We start from the raw sequence: 13,773 nt of genomic DNA on the forward strand, positions 1-13,773 counted from the left end.
CTATTCCGAGAGTGCAGGGCCATAGCCGGGATGCTGTCGGGTTCCCGGTTGTTCCTGAGGCAGGAATTCACATGCTACGCCAGCAGGGGCTGGCATGGCGCCGGGCTGGCGGTGCTGGAGCGTCAGAAAACGCACGCAGTCGCCTACGGACGACAGGGATAAGCGCAACAAAGGATGCACAACAAAAAGGCCAGTCTTTTGCAAGACTGGCCTTTGAAATTTCTGGTGGCGCATCAGGGACTCGAACCCCGGACCTGCGGATTATGATTCCGTCGCTCTAACCAACTGAGCTAATGCGCCCGACTCGCTGTGTTCGCCATCATTGAGCGGGCGATCTTGCAGTCAAGAAATAAACTATAGCATAAAAATCATAGTGTGCAAGCGCCGAGGCGCTGCCCGGTACATTGCTCCGCTTAAGGGGGCATGAAAAACGGCAGCACCGTGGACGGTGCTGCCGTGGCGGGGATGGTCGTGTTCAGCCAGACCATGCGAAGCAGACGAAGGATCAGTCCTTGGTGGCTTCGGTGGCGGCGCTGATGCCGTCCTGGGTGCTGCCGACCTTGTCGGTTTCCGCCTTGTGTTGCTCAGTGGCGCTGCTGATGTTGTTTTGCAGGGCCTCTGCTTTTTCCTTGGCGCTCTGGGTCAGTTGCTGGGCGCCTTCCTTGGTCTGCTCGGTGGCCGAGCTGATAGCGTCCTGGGTCTTTTGCGCAGCTTCGCCAGTTGCTTCCTTGGCCTTTTCAATGCCGTTGCTGACACTGTCCTGCACGCTGCTGCCGGACGCTGCACCCGGTGCCTGGCTGGTTTCAGGTGCCGGGGCCGGGGTGACTTCAGGGGCGGGGGTCACAGGGGCGGGGGCGGGTGCCGGGGCGCTGCTGCTGGGCGCGGGCGCGGGGGTAGGCGCCGGCGAGGAATTGGATTTTTGCTCGCAGGCAGCCAGGGCCAGCAGGGAAGCGGCGATAGCACCGATTGCAATGCGATTCATTTTCGTACTCATTGAGTTTACTCCTGATGGATGGCGGAATGGGCCACAAATACGGCCAAAGGCACGGGCCAAAAGCACTATCAAGGCGGGCCGGGCCGGAAACGCGAGGTCGTTACGCAAAATGCCTGGGGCGACATCCCGCACAGCCCGGCACGGGATTACGGGGAAATGATTTCCATCCGTTACTATATAGGCTAATCCTTTTTTATATGGGCCGTCATTGGGATAGTCATAAAATTCGTGTCAAATATCAACCTGGCATGAAAGAAGTGTCAAATTCTGTCTTCATGGAGTCATGCTTTTCATCTATGGCGACGCCGTGATTTTTCCCGAATGGCGGGGCCGGGAAACAGAAAATGGCGGCGGGTGCCCGCCGTGTTATTTGTTGCATTATTGTGGCGGCCTTGCGGCAGTGCTGCCCGGCGCGGTGGCGGTGGGCCCCGAAGGGGTGATTTGGCGGGTTCGCGGCAGGGGAGTGGCAAGATGCGGTATGGCTGCTTTTTGCGTGATTTTCCGCTGTTTTTTTCGTTATTTCGCAGCGGTTCACAAGACCGGAAATGGCTAAAAAACGCTTGCCATGTTGGGGGTTTTCCCGCACACTTACGCCCCATGATGACCAAGGTACTTTTCATCTGCATGGGCAACATTTGCAGATCGCCCAGTGCGGAGGGTGTTTTCCGGCATTTGATTAATGATGCCGGTCTTTCCCGGCTGATTGGCGTCGATTCCGCCGGCACCCACGACTACCACGTCGGCGAGGCTCCAGATGCGCGCGCTCAAGCCGCGGCGCGCAAGCGTGGCTACGATATTTCCCATCAGCGTGCGCGTCAGGTGACGTCGCAGGATTTCCAGGATTACGACCTGGTGCTGGCCATGGATTGGGAAAACCTCACTGCGCTCAAGCAGGTCTGTCCTCGCGCCTATCAGCACAAGCTGCGTCTGCTGATGAGCTTTGCCAATGAGCATGAAGAAGCAACAGTACCCGACCCCTACTATGGGGGCCCGGAAGGCTTTGGCAAAACGCTGGACTACATTGAAGATGCCTGTCAGGGCATGCTGGATTTCCTGCGCAAGCGGGTGACGCAGTACCAGGCAGCCTGAGTCGTTTCCGGCTGATCTGGCTCCTGTATTGAGAGGCCGCGTCGAACGCGGCTTTTTCTGGCCTGTTAATCCTAGCAAGACACTCGGGAATTCGGTATACTTGAGTTAATCACTCGGGAATAGCGCCGGGCCAGTGCATGCAAACGCGGGTTCGGCTGATCACAGGAGTTTGTCATGCGCTTGACCACCAAGGGTCGTTTTGCCGTGACCGCCATGATAGATCTGGCCTTGCGCCAGCATAGCGGTCCCGTAACGCTGGCCGCCATCAGTCAGCGGCAGAACATCTCGCTTTCCTATCTGGAGCAATTGTTCGGCAAGCTGCGCCGCCATGAATTGGTGGAGAGCATGCGCGGCCCGGGCGGCGGTTACTCGCTGGCTCGCGTGGCGCGCAAGGTCACGGTTGCCGACATCATCTTCGCTGTTGACGAACCGTTGGATGCCACCAGCTGTGGCGGCAAGCGCGACTGCAGCAGCGGCAAGGATGGCCGCTCCGGCAAGTGCATGACGCACGAGCTGTGGTCCACGCTGAACCGGAAAATGGTGGATTACCTTGATTCCGTTTCGCTACAGGATCTGGTTGACCAGCATCGCATGCGCATGCTGCAGGAAGCCAGCCAGGAAGCGGAGCACGGGGTAGCCACTGCGGTCCGGGTCGAGAAATCATCCTGCCGCCCCGCGGCAAACAAGGCTGCCGCAACGCACGCCGTGGCCTGATGTCCAGAATTTCCGGAGCTTTTCATGACTACCAACCGCCTCATCTATCTTGATAACGCTGCAACCACGCCAGTCGATCCGCGTGTGATCGAAAAAATGGTGCCTTACCTGGGCGTGCATTATGGCAATCCCGCTTCCCGTTCCCACGCCTATGGCTGGGAAGCCGAGGAAGCCGTCGAGAATGCCCGTGCAGAAGTTGCCAAGCTGATCAATGCGGACCCGCGTGAAATCATCTGGACGTCCGGCGCAACGGAATCCGACAACCTCGCCATCAAGGGCGCGGCGCATTTCTACGCCGACAAGGGCAAGCACATCATCACGGTCAAGACCGAGCACAAGGCCGTGCTGGATACCTGCCGTGAAATGGAACGCCTGGGTTTCGAAGTGACCTACCTGGACGTCAAGGACGACGGTCTGGTTGATCTGGACGTTTTCAAGGCGGCGCTGCGCCCGGATACCTCGCTGGTTTCCATCATGTATGTGAACAGCGAAATCGGCGTGATCCAGGACATCGAAACCATCGGCGAAATTTGCCGCGAGCGTGGCATCATTTTCCACGTGGATGCCGCCCAGGCAACGGGCAAGGTCAACATCGACATGCAAAAGCTGAAGGTCGACCTGATGTCCTTCTGCGCCCACAAGACTTATGGCCCCAAGGGTATCGGTGCGCTGTACGTGCGCCGCAAGCCGCGTGTGCGCATCCTGGCGCAGATGCATGGCGGTGGCCACGAGCGTGGTTTCCGTTCCGGTACGCTGGCCACGCACCAGATCGTCGGCATGGGCGAATCGTTCCGCCTGGCCCGTGAGGAAATGGCTAGCGACAACGCCCGTATCGGCGCGCTGCGCGACCGCCTGCTCAATGGCCTGCGCGATATTGAAGAAACCTACGTCAATGGCAGCATGGAGCATCGCGTCTGCGCCAACCTCAACATCAGCTTCAACTATGTCGAGGGCGAATCGCTGATCATGGCGCTCAAGGAACTGGCTGTTTCCAGCGGCTCGGCCTGCACTTCCGCCAGCCTGGAGCCTTCCTATGTGCTGCGTGCGCTGGGCCGTAACGATGAGCTGGCGCATAGCTCCATCCGCTTCACGCTGGGCCGCTTCACCACCCAGGAAGAGATCGACACCGCCATTGCCCTGGTCAAGGGCCGCGTGGGCAAGCTGCGCGACATGTCACCGTTGTGGGAAATGGCCAAGGAAGGCATAGATTTGAATTCCGTCCAGTGGGCGGCGCACTGATGGCCTGAAAGGGCCGTCCAAGGAGATCATCATGGCATATAGCGACAAAGTACTGGATCACTACGAAAACCCCCGTAACGTCGGTTCCTTTGACAAGGACGACGACAAGGTGGGTACCGGCATGGTCGGCGCGCCTGCCTGTGGCGACGTCATGAAGTTGCAGATTCGCGTCAACGAAGAAGGCGTGATCGAAGATGCGCGCTTCAAGACCTATGGTTGCGGTTCCGCCATCGCCTCCAGCTCCCTGATCACGGAATGGGTCAAGGGCAAGACGCTGGCCGAGGCAGCAGCCATTCGCAACACCGAGATCGCCCAGGAACTGGCATTGCCGCCGGTTAAAATCCACTGCTCCATTCTTGCAGAGGACGCCATCAAGGCGGCGATCAAGGATTACCAGGACAAACACGCGAGCTGAGCCATGGCTGTTACCCTTACCTCGAAAGCGGCGGAACACATCGACAAGTTCTTGCGGAAACGCGGCAAGGGTGTCGGCCTGCGCCTGGGGGTCCGTACCACCGGCTGCTCCGGCATGGCCTACAAGCTGGAGTATGTCGATGCACCGGAACCGACGGACAATGTGTTCGAGAGTTTCGGCGTGAAGGTGTTCGTCGACCCCAAAAGCTTGTCCTACCTGGATGGCACGGAGTTGGATTACGGCCGTGAAGGTCTGAATGAAGGCTTCAAGTTCAATAACCCCAATGAAAAGGCGACCTGCGGCTGCGGCGAGTCGTTCACGGTGTGACCTTGACTGCGGATAACGATCACTTTGGCCTGTTCGGCTTGCCGCGCCGCTACGAGATTGATCTGGCGGCGCTGGAAAAGGCCTGGCTGGCGGTTTCCTCGCAAGTGCACCCGGACCGTTACGCCACGGCAACGCCGGCGGCCAAACGCGTGGCCATGCAATGGGCGGCGCGTGCCAACGAGGCTTACCGCGTGTTGCGCAATCCGCTGGCGCGGGCTCGTTATCTGTGCGAATCACAAGGGGTCGACCTGCAGGTCGAAACCAACACGGCGATGAGTCCTGCCTTCCTGATGCAGCAGCTTGAGTGGCGTGAGCAGCTCGATGATGCTCGCCAGGGCAAGGATGCCGCGGCGCTGGAGGCGTTGGCGCAGGAGCTGGCGCAGGCACGCGATGCGGCCCAGGTGCGCCTGACGGTATTGCTGGACCAGCAGAATGATGTCGCGGCTGCGGCCAAGGCCGTGCGCGAGTGGATGTTCCTGGAAAAGCTGGAGCAGGAAGTCGAGAGCGTGCGCCACGACAGCGCCTAGAGACGGTATGACGCGGCCCGCTCCATCAGGGCGGGCTGGCTTCGGCGCGTCTGCGCAAATGCGAAGGGTGACGGGGCAGATAGGATAGATATGGCACTTTTGCAGATTTCAGAACCGGGCGAAGCGCCCGCACCACACCAGCGCCGGCTGGCCGTCGGCATAGATCTCGGTACCACCAATTCCATCGTGGCGGCCGTGCGCAGCGGCGTTTGCGATGCACTGCCCGATCACGACGGCAAGCTGCTGCTGCCCTCGGCCGTACGCTATCTGCCCGATGGCAACGTGCTGGTTGGGCGCGAGGCGCTGGCCGCACAAGCGCAGGACCCATTCAATACCCTGGTGTCGTTCAAGCGTTTCATGGGGCGTTCGTTCCAGGAAGCGCGCAGCGGCCGGGCGCCCTACAATTTCGTGGATGCCCCTGGGATGGTGCGCATTCGTACGGTGCAAGGGGACATCTCGCCAGTTGAAGCTTCGGCCAAGGTGCTGTCCGCCTTGCATGAGCGGGCGCGCGAAACCCTGGGCGACGACCTGGTTGGCGCCGTCATCACCGTTCCGGCCTATTTCGACGATGCGCAGCGCCAGGCGACGCGCGACGCCGCCCGCCTGGCGGGCCTCAATGTGTTGCGCCTGCTCAACGAGCCGACTGCGGCGGCGTTGGCCTATGGCCTGGACAACGGCGCTGAAGGCATCTATGCCGTCTACGACCTGGGCGGCGGCACTTTCGATATTTCCATTCTCAAGCTGAGCCGCGGTGTGTTCGAAGTCGTGGCCACGGCCGGGGATACGGCACTGGGCGGTGACGATTTCGATGCATTGATCGTCGATGACTGGCTGGCTGGCATTGCGGACGCCGCAACGCTGGATAAGCAGGATTACCGTAAATTGCTGGTGGCGGCACGCCAGGCGCGCGAAGCCCTGTCGGAAGCTCCGGTGGCGGTACTCGATGCCCACCTGGAAACGCTGGGCCGTCTGTCACGCGAGCTGAGCGCCGAGCGCTTCGCGGCGCTGGCCCAGCCCCTGGTGCAACGTACCTTGGTCTGCGTGCAGCGTACCTTGCGCGATGCTGGACTGGACGCTACCGGCTTGCAAGGGGTGGTGCTGGTCGGTGGTGCCACACGCATGCCGGTGATTCGCGCCGCCGTGCGCGATGCATTCGGGCTGGAACCGCGTGTTGAACTGGACCCGGACCTGGTGGTCGCGATGGGTGCGGCGCAGCAGGCGGATCTGCTGGCGGGCAACAAGCGTGCGGGAGATGATTGGCTGTTGCTGGACGTGCTGCCGCTTTCGTTGGGCCTGGAAACCATGGGCGGCCTGGTCGAGCGCATCGTGCCGCGCAACAGCGCCATTCCAGTGGCGCGCGCGCAGGAGTTTACGACGTTCAAGGATGGCCAGAGCGCGATGAGTTTCCATGTCGTGCAAGGCGAACGTGAACTGGTTTCCGATTGCCGTTCGCTGGCGCATTTCGAGTTGCGCGGCATTCCGCCCATGGTGGCCGGTGCCGCACGCATCCGGGTGACTTTCCAGGTGGATGCCGATGGCTTGCTGAGCGTCACTGCACGCGAAATGAGCCAGGGGGTGGAGGCTTCAGTCGTGGTCAAGCCGTCCTATGGGCTCAGCGACGACGAAGTGGCGCGCATGCTTGCCGATAGCGTTGCGCTGGCTGACGCGGATGCCCAGGCTCGCATGTTGCGCGAGGCACTGGTGGAAGCCCGGCGACTGTACGAGTCGGTGCAGGCAGCCTTGCAGGAAGATGCCGATCTGTTGTCCGCCGAAGAGCGTGCCGCCGTGGATGCCGCCATGGCCGCAGTGGGTGCGCTGGACGACAGCAGGGATGTGGAAGTGGTACGCAAATTGACCCAGGCGCTTTCCGATGCCACCGATGAATTCGCGGCGCGGCGCATGGACCGCAGTATCAGGGCTGCGCTCAAAGGCCGCACCCTGAATGACATAGCTTGAGATGACATGCCGAAGATTACTGTTTTACCCCATCCCGAGGTTTGCCCCGAAGGCGCAGTCATAGAGAACGCGCCTCAGGGAGAGTCCATTTGCCGCATCCTGCTGGACAATCACATCGAGATCGAGCACGCTTGCGAACTGTCGTGCGCGTGCACGACCTGTCATGTGATCGTGCGCGAAGGCTTTGATTCGCTGCCCGAAGCCACGGATACCGAAGAGGATTACCTGGACCGCGCCTGGGGGCTGACGCCTGTGTCGCGCCTGTCCTGCCAGGCCAGGGTCAGTGATGAAGACCTGGTCGTGGAGCTTCCGAAGTATTCGATCAATCATGCCAAGGAAAATCACTGATGAAATGGACCGATAGCCTGGCCATTGCAGAAGCCTTGTACGATGCGCATCCGGATGTGGACCCTCTGACGGTGCGTTTCACCGATATGCACGCCTGGATTCTGGCCCTGCCTGAATTCGAAGATGATCCTGAAGCGTCGAACGAGCGCATTCTGGAAGCAATTCTGGAAGCCTGGATCGACGAAGCACGCTGATTCCTGCGCTAGCCAATACGCCCTGCAAGGGCGTTTTTTTGTCTTGGGCCGCCCCTGAAAAAATGCTTCCTCGGAGGGCAACAAGCCGAAGGCGCAGCGTGGGGGCTTTCTTCAGGCAGGACTTCTTGGGCACAGCTGCATTTTTGCAGGCCGGCTTGCCCAGGCCGCGTGGCCGGTGCCTGTCAATGTCTTACGGACGGCTGGGGGGGCCAGCTGTCGAAGGCGGCCGGGTTGCTACGCACAGGCACCATGGAGCGCTTCAGGACGAAGGTGATGGGTATCGTCAAGGCAGACTCGACAGCTTTGCCGCTCTTGGTTCTGGCCGGGGTGAATTGCCATTGACGGACAGCGGCAATGGCTGCGTCGTCCAGACGTGCATGGCCACTGGTGGCCGCAATGGCAATCCCGTCAGGTTTCCCTTTGTCATCAAGGCGGACCAATATTTCCACGATACCTTCCTGGCCCATGCGTCTCGCGATGGCAGGATAGTCGGGCGTGACCTGGTTGCTGATGGCCGGCTTGCTGACGATAGGGTCTGCAGGGTTGGGGTCATTCCAGTCTTCAGGGTCTGCCAGTGTGGCAAGTACACCGAGCATGGCCTGCTGCTGTGTGCCTATATTTCTCTGGGCATGGCGGCTGCGCGCCTGCATGCAGCTTTGGCGGAGCTTCGTCGCGTTCTCAGGTTTTTTCCGGGTCTGGTATAGCTCTGCCAATTGGCAGGTCAGATCGGCCATTTGTGAAAGATGGGCCTGGGCAGGAGTAGTACCCAGCAAGATGATGGCCTTTCTGAGATAGCCTGCCTGCAGGGTGCTGTGGGTCTGGATGGCAGCCTGATTGTCACTTGCGCCTGCCGCGGCCTCGGCTTCGATCTGAGCCAGTTCGGCGAGCAGGGCAGCATGGACCAGCGGCTCTCGGTATTCAGGTTCCGGTAGAGAGTATCGGCAAAGAGCAAGGCACGTCTGGCGTCGCCGGAGCGGGAGACGTGGTGGTAGGCCGTGCCGAGCGCATGATACAGATCGGCCTTGTGGAGTGAGGGCGCATAGTGGATGTTGGTCTGGTACAGAATGCGTTCGAGCAAGTGGACGGCGTCGTCGTACCGTTCCGCATCCATCAGGGCATTGGCCTCTGCAAGGCTGGAAGATTGTTGTGTATCCGTTTCCTTATCCCTTTCAGCCGCTTGGCGGAAGGTCTGTCCGGCGAGTGTTGGCTGAGTGTCCTGGGCGCAGGCCAGGCCGGAGGCCAGCAAGGGGAAGACAAGCAAAAGCGAGCGCCGGTAAAAACGCAGGGCGACAGGAGGCATCGGCATGGGAGGCGCAAGGGGGCGGGTTGGAGCCTGGCCGTTGGGGCAGGGCCGGATACAACACCGGCGCCTTGAGGGGCGCCGGTGCAGGGAACTGTTGCAGTGAGGGATTAATCTTCCCGCCGCAAATGCGGGAACAGGATCACGTCGCGGATGCTGGGGCTGTCGGTCAGCAGCATCACCAGGCGGTCGATGCCGATACCGCAGCCGCCGGTGGGGGGCATGCCGTATTCCAGGGCGCGGATATAGTCTGCGTCGAAGTACATGGCTTCTTCGTCACCAGCATCTTTGGCTTCGACTTGCGCCCGGAAGCGTTCTGCCTGGTCTTCCGGGTCGTTCAGCTCCGAGAAGCCGTTGGCGATTTCGCGGCCGGTGATGAACAGCTCGAAACGTTCCGTGATGCCGGGCTGGGTATCGGAGGCACGCGCCAGCGGCGAAACCTCTACCGGGTAGTCGATGATGAACGTGGGGTGCCACAGCTGGGCTTCCGCCGTTTCCTCGAACAGGGCCAGTTGCAGGGCGCCCAGGCCTGCGCGTGCCAGCGCCGGGCCCTTGACATCGGCACCCAGGCGGGCCAGTTCCTTGCGCAGATAATCGGCGTCCTGCAGGTCGCTTTCCTGGTAGCTGGGCGCGTATTTCAGAATGGCGCCCACGATGGTCAGGCGGTCGAAGGGCAGGCCCAGGTCAAGGTCGCGGCCCTGGTATTGCAGCTTGGCGCTGCCGGTGGCCGCAATGGCCGCCTGGCGGATCAGGCCTTCAGTGAATTCCATCAGCCAGCGGTAATCCGCATAGGCTGCGTAGAATTCCATCATGGTGAATTCAGGGTTGTGGCGCGGGCTGACACCTTCGTTGCGGAAGTTGCGGTTGACTTCGAAGACCCGCTCGAAGCCGCCCACGATCAGGCGCTTGAGATATAGCTCGGGTGCGATGCGCAGGAACATTTCCATGTCCAGCGCATTATGGTGCGTGACGAAAGGCTTGGCGCTGGCGCCGCCAGGGATGGGGTGCAGCATGGGCGTTTCGACTTCCAGGAAGCCGGCCTCGACCATGGCCTGGCGGATGCCCGCGATGGCCTTGCTGCGCGCCAGGAACGTCCGGCGCGTGTCTTCCGTCATGATCAGGTCGACGTAACGCTGGCGGTAGCGCAGCTCCTGGTCGGAAACGCCGTGGAACTTGTCGGGCAGTGGGCGCAGCGATTTGGCCAGCAGGCGGGCCTCGCTGGCATGGATGGAGAGTTCGCCCTTGCGGGTCTTGAACACGCGGCCCGTGACGGCGACGATGTCACCGATGTCCCATTGCTTGAAGGCGCTGTAGACGTCCTCGCCCAGCACGCCCTTGTCCAGGTAGATCTGGATGCGGCCGCTGCCATCCTGCACGGTGGCGAAACTGGCTTTGCCCATGACCCGTTTGAGCATCATGCGGCCAGCAAGGCGGACGACGACGGGAGCCGCTTGCTCCAGGGCTTCGGCCTCCATGTCGTCGTAGCGCTGGTGCAGGTCGGCCGCATGCGCGTCCGGTTGGAAATCATTGGGGAAAGCTACGCCTTCGGAGCGTAGCCGGGCCAGTTTGCCGCGCCGCTCCGCGATCAGGCGGTTTTCGTCAGTAACGGGAGTGGCAGGCGTGGAAGAGTCAGTCATGTCGGATGAATTGCAGTGGCGTTCTGGGTACGTGGCGGGCTTGGGGGTTCAAAGACCTTGTTTCAGGCTGGCCTGGATGAAGGGATCGAGGTCGCCGTCCAGCACTTTCTGGGTGTTGGAAATTTCCACGTTGGTACGCAGGTCCTTGATGCGGCTGTTGTCCAGCACATAGGAACGGATCTGGTGGCCCCAGCCCACATCGGTCTTGGAGTCTTCCAGCTTCTGCTGTTCGGCCATGCGGTTGCGCATTTCCAGCTCGTAGAGCTTGGATTTCAGCATTTGCATGGCTTCGGCGCGGTTGCGGTGCTGCGAACGGTCATTCTGGCATTGCACCACGATACCGGTGGGCGTGTGGGTGATACGCACGGCCGAATCGGTCTTGTTGATGTGCTGGCCGCCCGCGCCGCTGGCACGATAGGTGTCGACACGCAAGTCTGCCGGGTTGACTTCGACTTCGAAGGAGTCATCGACCTCAGGGTAGACGAAGATACTGGCAAAGGAAGTATGGCGGCCGCCCGAGGAATCGAACGGGCTCTTGCGGACCAGGCGGTGCACGCCGGTTTCAGTGCGCAGGTGGCCGAAGGCATAGTCGCCTTCCACCTTGATGGTGGCAGACTTGATGCCAGCCACTTCACCTTCCGATTCTTCCAGGATTTCTGTCTTGAAATCCTTGCGTTCGCAGTATTTCAGGTACTGGCGCAGCAGCATGGAAGCCCAGTCCTGGGCTTCGGTGCCGCCGGCGCCAGCCTGGATGTCGATGAAGCAGTTCAGCGGATCGGCCGGGTTGGAGAACATGCGGCGGAATTCCAGCGCTTCCAGTTCTTCCTGGTAGCCGCGCGCGTCGTCTTCAATGGACAGCAGCGTGGCTTCATCGTCATCGGCGCTGGCGAGCTCGAACAGTTCGAGCGAATCGCGCACGCCGTTGTGCAGGTGCTCCAGAGTGAGCACGACGGTTTCCAGGCTTTTCTTCTCGCGGCCAAGATCCTGCGCATGCTGGGGGTCGTTCCAGATGGCGGGGTCTTCCAGTTCGGCGTTTACGACTTGCAGGCGTTCAGCTTTGCTATCGTAGTCAAAGATACCTCCGAAGCTGGCCGACACGGTCGGCGTAGTCTTCGAGGCGGGCGGAGATCTGGTTCTGGCGTTCTGCTTCCATCTTTGTTCCTGGTATGCGCTTGCGCCGCGTAGCCGCTGGTGGGAGCGTGCCGGGCAGGGCCAGGCCGTCGCTGGTGCGGGGCAAGTCTGGTGCAAGTCTGTTGCGGTAGATTAATCCGCTATTTTAACGCGCTGGAAGCTGTGGCGTGAAAATCGTGTTCAGACCGATTCGGGCGGATGCGGTTCGATGCGGTTGCGGCCATTGCGCTTGGCTGCGTAGAGCGCCATATCGGCAGTCTTGGTTACGCTTTGCAGGGTGGCGCCGTCGTCCGGATACAGCGCAATGCCGATGGAAACGGTGATCCGTATGTTCTGGGGAAATGCGGTGCGTTCCACCCGCAAGCGCAGGCGCTCCGCCACCCGGTAGGCTACGGCCGCGCTGGTGCCAGGCAGAAACAACGCGAATTCCTCGCCGCCGGTGCGGCAGGGCAGGTCCGGGCCGCGCGAGTTGTCGCGTATCACCGCAGCGATCTTTTGCAACACCTGGTCGCCGATGTCATGGCCATGGCTGTCGTTGATCTGCTTGAAATAGTCCACGTCCAGCAACAGCAGCGCGAACGGTTCGCGGTCACCTATCCAGCGCGTCACCTGTTCTTCCAGGCCGCGCCGGTTGGCCAGGCCGGTCAGCAGGTCGGTGGACGACTCATGCCGTAGCTGGCGCAACTTGTTGTGGATCAGCGCAAGGCTGTGCAGCAGTGATTGCTTGAGCTGCGCTGCTTCGAAGTACCAGGTGCGGATCGCCAGCAATTGGTCGCGCGTGCCTTCCACGTTGTTCATGTGGCGGCTGCGGCGTGCCAGCTGCGACAGCGGCAGCGTGATGTGGCGCGAGATCAGCCAGATGATGACGATCAGTGCCAGCATGACCGGCAGCGTATAGGACAGGGTCTGGAGCAGCAGCATGCCTTCGTTGATGAGCACCCCGCGTATCGGCCTTTGCGCGACGATGCCCCAATTGACGCGCTGCACCACCGCATAGCCGGCCAGTTGTTCCTCGTCATCCTGGGTATGCTGCAGGTTGCCGTCCAGGCCGCGACGCATGGCCTGGGCGATGGGCGTGTCGGCAATATTCACGCCAATGCGGTTGCCGTCGGGATGGTAGATGATAGTGCCCTTGCCATCGAGGACGTACAGGGTGGAGTCGTTGTTGTAGAACTGTTGTCCCAGCAGGCTATGCAGGATGTTGTCTTCCTGGGTGTAGATCGTGCCGCCGATATAACCCTGGTATTGCCCGGCGGTATCGAACAGCGGCCAGGACATCAGCAGTACCAGGCGATTGGATGTGGAACGGTAAATGCCGCTGATATAAGGGGATTGCAGCGCCAGCGAACCACGCACGCCTTCGCTGTCGAGCGTGCGTTTCAGGGCTTCGTGGGGCGCCGTGGCTGCCGATCTTGCCAGCAGCCGCGCCTGCGCGGACACAATGTGCACCGAGTTGAACAGATTGCCCTGGCGGCGCAGCCGGTGGGTTTCCCTTTGCATGGCGGCTTCGTCGCCGAACAGCGGCGGCTGCGGCATGCCATCGCTGGAATCAGGCTCGGTGCCCATCAGCAGGCGTGCGCTGTATTCCAGTTGCGACATGGCATCCTTGAGAAAGGTGTCTGTCGCCTGGGCCAGTTTCTTTGCATAAACGTGATTGGCTTCCAGCGTGGTCTGCAAGAGCATGTCGCGTTGGACACGATTACTGGAATACAAGACGTTGACCAGGGTGACGAGGACGGCAACCAGAGTCAGCGAAAGAATGAGTTGGCGAAGGTTGATCCTGCTCATTGATGCAGCCCCGGTGCTGCCCCATCGAGATCGGGCGATGGGCGGATTCTAGCACCGGCGCGTGGCGGTCATGCGGTCGGCAGGGTTGCTGCGGGCAATTGCCGCCCTGGCCGT

16 protein-coding genes and 1 tRNA gene are annotated in these 13,773 nt (G+C 61.0%); 10 read left to right on the top strand and 7 right to left on the bottom strand.

The window, feature by feature from the left end; translation table 11 throughout:
• Positions 1-223: 223 nt before the first annotated feature.
• Positions 224-300, bottom strand: a tRNA-Met gene (locus ACEW7X_RS06685).
• A gap of 205 nt (positions 301-505) precedes the next feature.
• On the bottom strand, positions 506-994 hold the full coding sequence (locus ACEW7X_RS06690) for a hypothetical protein (protein ID WP_278858160.1): 489 nt from the start codon (positions 992-994) through the stop codon (positions 506-508).
• Positions 995-1,277: 283 nt separating this feature from the next.
• Here ACEW7X_RS06690 and ACEW7X_RS06695 point away from each other — a divergent pair, with 283 nt between their 5' ends.
• The 10 genes from ACEW7X_RS06695 to iscX all read left to right on the top strand — a co-directional run bounded on the left by ACEW7X_RS06695 (position 1,278) and on the right by iscX (position 7,803).
• On the top strand, positions 1,278-1,547 hold the full coding sequence (locus tag ACEW7X_RS06695; protein ID WP_068368531.1) for a hypothetical protein: 270 nt from the start codon (positions 1,278-1,280) through the stop codon (positions 1,545-1,547).
• A 44-nt stretch (positions 1,548-1,591) separates the two neighbouring features.
• Positions 1,592-2,083, top strand: a complete 492-nt coding sequence (locus ACEW7X_RS06700; RefSeq protein WP_068368528.1) for a low molecular weight protein-tyrosine-phosphatase — start codon at positions 1,592-1,594, stop codon at positions 2,081-2,083.
• Between the two features lie 174 nt (positions 2,084-2,257).
• Entirely contained in the window at positions 2,258-2,797 is a 540-nt protein-coding gene (gene iscR, locus ACEW7X_RS06705; RefSeq protein ID WP_068368524.1) for a Fe-S cluster assembly transcriptional regulator IscR, read from the top strand.
• A 24-nt stretch (positions 2,798-2,821) separates the two neighbouring features.
• Entirely contained in the window at positions 2,822-4,036 is a 1,215-nt protein-coding gene (locus ACEW7X_RS06710; RefSeq protein WP_068368521.1) for an IscS subfamily cysteine desulfurase, read from the top strand.
• 31 nt (positions 4,037-4,067) lie between these two features.
• Positions 4,068-4,451, top strand: a complete 384-nt coding sequence (gene iscU, locus ACEW7X_RS06715) for a Fe-S cluster assembly scaffold IscU (RefSeq protein ID WP_068368519.1) — start codon at positions 4,068-4,070, stop codon at positions 4,449-4,451.
• Between the two features lie 3 nt (positions 4,452-4,454).
• Positions 4,455-4,778 (top strand): iron-sulfur cluster assembly protein IscA, encoded by a 324-nt coding sequence (iscA, locus tag ACEW7X_RS06720; RefSeq protein WP_068368516.1) that lies wholly within the window; start codon positions 4,455-4,457, stop codon positions 4,776-4,778.
• A 2-nt stretch (positions 4,779-4,780) separates the two neighbouring features.
• Positions 4,781-5,305, top strand: coding sequence for a Fe-S protein assembly co-chaperone HscB (gene hscB / locus ACEW7X_RS06725; RefSeq protein WP_068369332.1), 525 nt, complete (start codon positions 4,781-4,783; stop codon positions 5,303-5,305).
• 90 nt (positions 5,306-5,395) lie between these two features.
• Positions 5,396-7,261, top strand: coding sequence for a Fe-S protein assembly chaperone HscA (hscA, locus tag ACEW7X_RS06730; protein WP_068368513.1), 1,866 nt, complete (start codon positions 5,396-5,398; stop codon positions 7,259-7,261).
• 6 nt (positions 7,262-7,267) lie between these two features.
• A complete protein-coding gene (fdx, locus tag ACEW7X_RS06735; protein ID WP_068368510.1) occupies positions 7,268-7,609 on the top strand; it encodes an ISC system 2Fe-2S type ferredoxin in 342 nt (113 codons plus the stop codon).
• Positions 7,609-7,803: a Fe-S cluster assembly protein IscX gene (gene iscX, locus ACEW7X_RS06740; RefSeq protein WP_068368507.1), complete on the top strand. Its 195-nt coding sequence runs from the start codon at positions 7,609-7,611 to the stop codon at positions 7,801-7,803. The genes fdx and iscX overlap by 1 nt, the downstream gene beginning before the upstream one ends.
• A gap of 182 nt (positions 7,804-7,985) precedes the next feature.
• Here iscX and ACEW7X_RS06745 read toward each other — a convergent pair whose 3' ends face one another.
• The 5 genes from ACEW7X_RS06745 to ACEW7X_RS06765 all read right to left on the bottom strand — a co-directional run bounded on the left by ACEW7X_RS06745 (position 7,986) and on the right by ACEW7X_RS06765 (position 13,659).
• Positions 7,986-8,399, bottom strand: coding sequence for an energy transducer TonB (locus ACEW7X_RS06745; RefSeq protein WP_420177779.1), 414 nt, complete (start codon positions 8,397-8,399; stop codon positions 7,986-7,988).
• Positions 8,400-8,524: 125 nt separating this feature from the next.
• The gene (locus ACEW7X_RS06750; protein ID WP_420177780.1) at positions 8,525-9,109 is read right to left on the bottom strand and encodes a tetratricopeptide repeat protein; all 585 of its coding nucleotides are present in this window, start codon (positions 9,107-9,109) and stop codon (positions 8,525-8,527) included.
• 104 nt (positions 9,110-9,213) lie between these two features.
• Positions 9,214-10,740, bottom strand: a complete 1,527-nt coding sequence (gene lysS, locus ACEW7X_RS06755) for a lysine--tRNA ligase (RefSeq protein ID WP_068368499.1) — start codon at positions 10,738-10,740, stop codon at positions 9,214-9,216.
• 48 nt (positions 10,741-10,788) lie between these two features.
• Positions 10,789-11,893 (bottom strand): peptide chain release factor 2 gene (prfB, locus tag ACEW7X_RS06760; RefSeq protein ID WP_127773675.1). Its coding sequence is split into 2 segments (ribosomal slippage): positions 10,789-11,811 and positions 11,813-11,893, totalling 1,104 coding nucleotides; the frame shifts between segments, so codons are not numbered across the junction.
• 158 nt (positions 11,894-12,051) lie between these two features.
• On the bottom strand, positions 12,052-13,659 hold the full coding sequence (locus ACEW7X_RS06765; protein ID WP_134838315.1) for a sensor domain-containing diguanylate cyclase: 1,608 nt from the start codon (positions 13,657-13,659) through the stop codon (positions 12,052-12,054).
• Positions 13,660-13,773: the final 114 nt, after the last annotated feature.

This window comes from Kerstersia gyiorum, assembly GCF_048595715.1.
In the GTDB taxonomy this organism is placed as follows: domain Bacteria; phylum Pseudomonadota; class Gammaproteobacteria; order Burkholderiales; family Burkholderiaceae_B; genus Kerstersia; species Kerstersia gyiorum.

Coding starts and splice junctions, on each gene's coding strand:
- ACEW7X_RS06690 (WP_278858160.1), bottom strand. CDS start 994: ATGAGTACGAAAATGAATCGCATTGCAATCGGTGCTATCGCCGCTTCC.
- ACEW7X_RS06695 (WP_068368531.1), top strand. CDS start 1,278: ATGCTTTTCATCTATGGCGACGCCGTGATTTTTCCCGAATGGCGGGGC.
- ACEW7X_RS06700 (WP_068368528.1), top strand. CDS start 1,592: ATGATGACCAAGGTACTTTTCATCTGCATGGGCAACATTTGCAGATCG.
- iscR (WP_068368524.1), top strand. CDS start 2,258: ATGCGCTTGACCACCAAGGGTCGTTTTGCCGTGACCGCCATGATAGAT.
- ACEW7X_RS06710 (WP_068368521.1), top strand. CDS start 2,822: ATGACTACCAACCGCCTCATCTATCTTGATAACGCTGCAACCACGCCA.
- iscU (WP_068368519.1), top strand. CDS start 4,068: ATGGCATATAGCGACAAAGTACTGGATCACTACGAAAACCCCCGTAAC.
- iscA (WP_068368516.1), top strand. CDS start 4,455: ATGGCTGTTACCCTTACCTCGAAAGCGGCGGAACACATCGACAAGTTC.
- hscA (WP_068368513.1), top strand. CDS start 5,396: ATGGCACTTTTGCAGATTTCAGAACCGGGCGAAGCGCCCGCACCACAC.
- fdx (WP_068368510.1), top strand. CDS start 7,268: ATGCCGAAGATTACTGTTTTACCCCATCCCGAGGTTTGCCCCGAAGGC.
- iscX (WP_068368507.1), top strand. CDS start 7,609: ATGAAATGGACCGATAGCCTGGCCATTGCAGAAGCCTTGTACGATGCG.
- ACEW7X_RS06745 (WP_420177779.1), bottom strand. CDS start 8,399: ATGCTCGGTGTACTTGCCACACTGGCAGACCCTGAAGACTGGAATGAC.
- ACEW7X_RS06750 (WP_420177780.1), bottom strand. CDS start 9,109: ATGCCGATGCCTCCTGTCGCCCTGCGTTTTTACCGGCGCTCGCTTTTG.
- lysS (WP_068368499.1), bottom strand. CDS start 10,740: ATGACTGACTCTTCCACGCCTGCCACTCCCGTTACTGACGAAAACCGC.
- ACEW7X_RS06765 (WP_134838315.1), bottom strand. CDS start 13,659: ATGAGCAGGATCAACCTTCGCCAACTCATTCTTTCGCTGACTCTGGTT.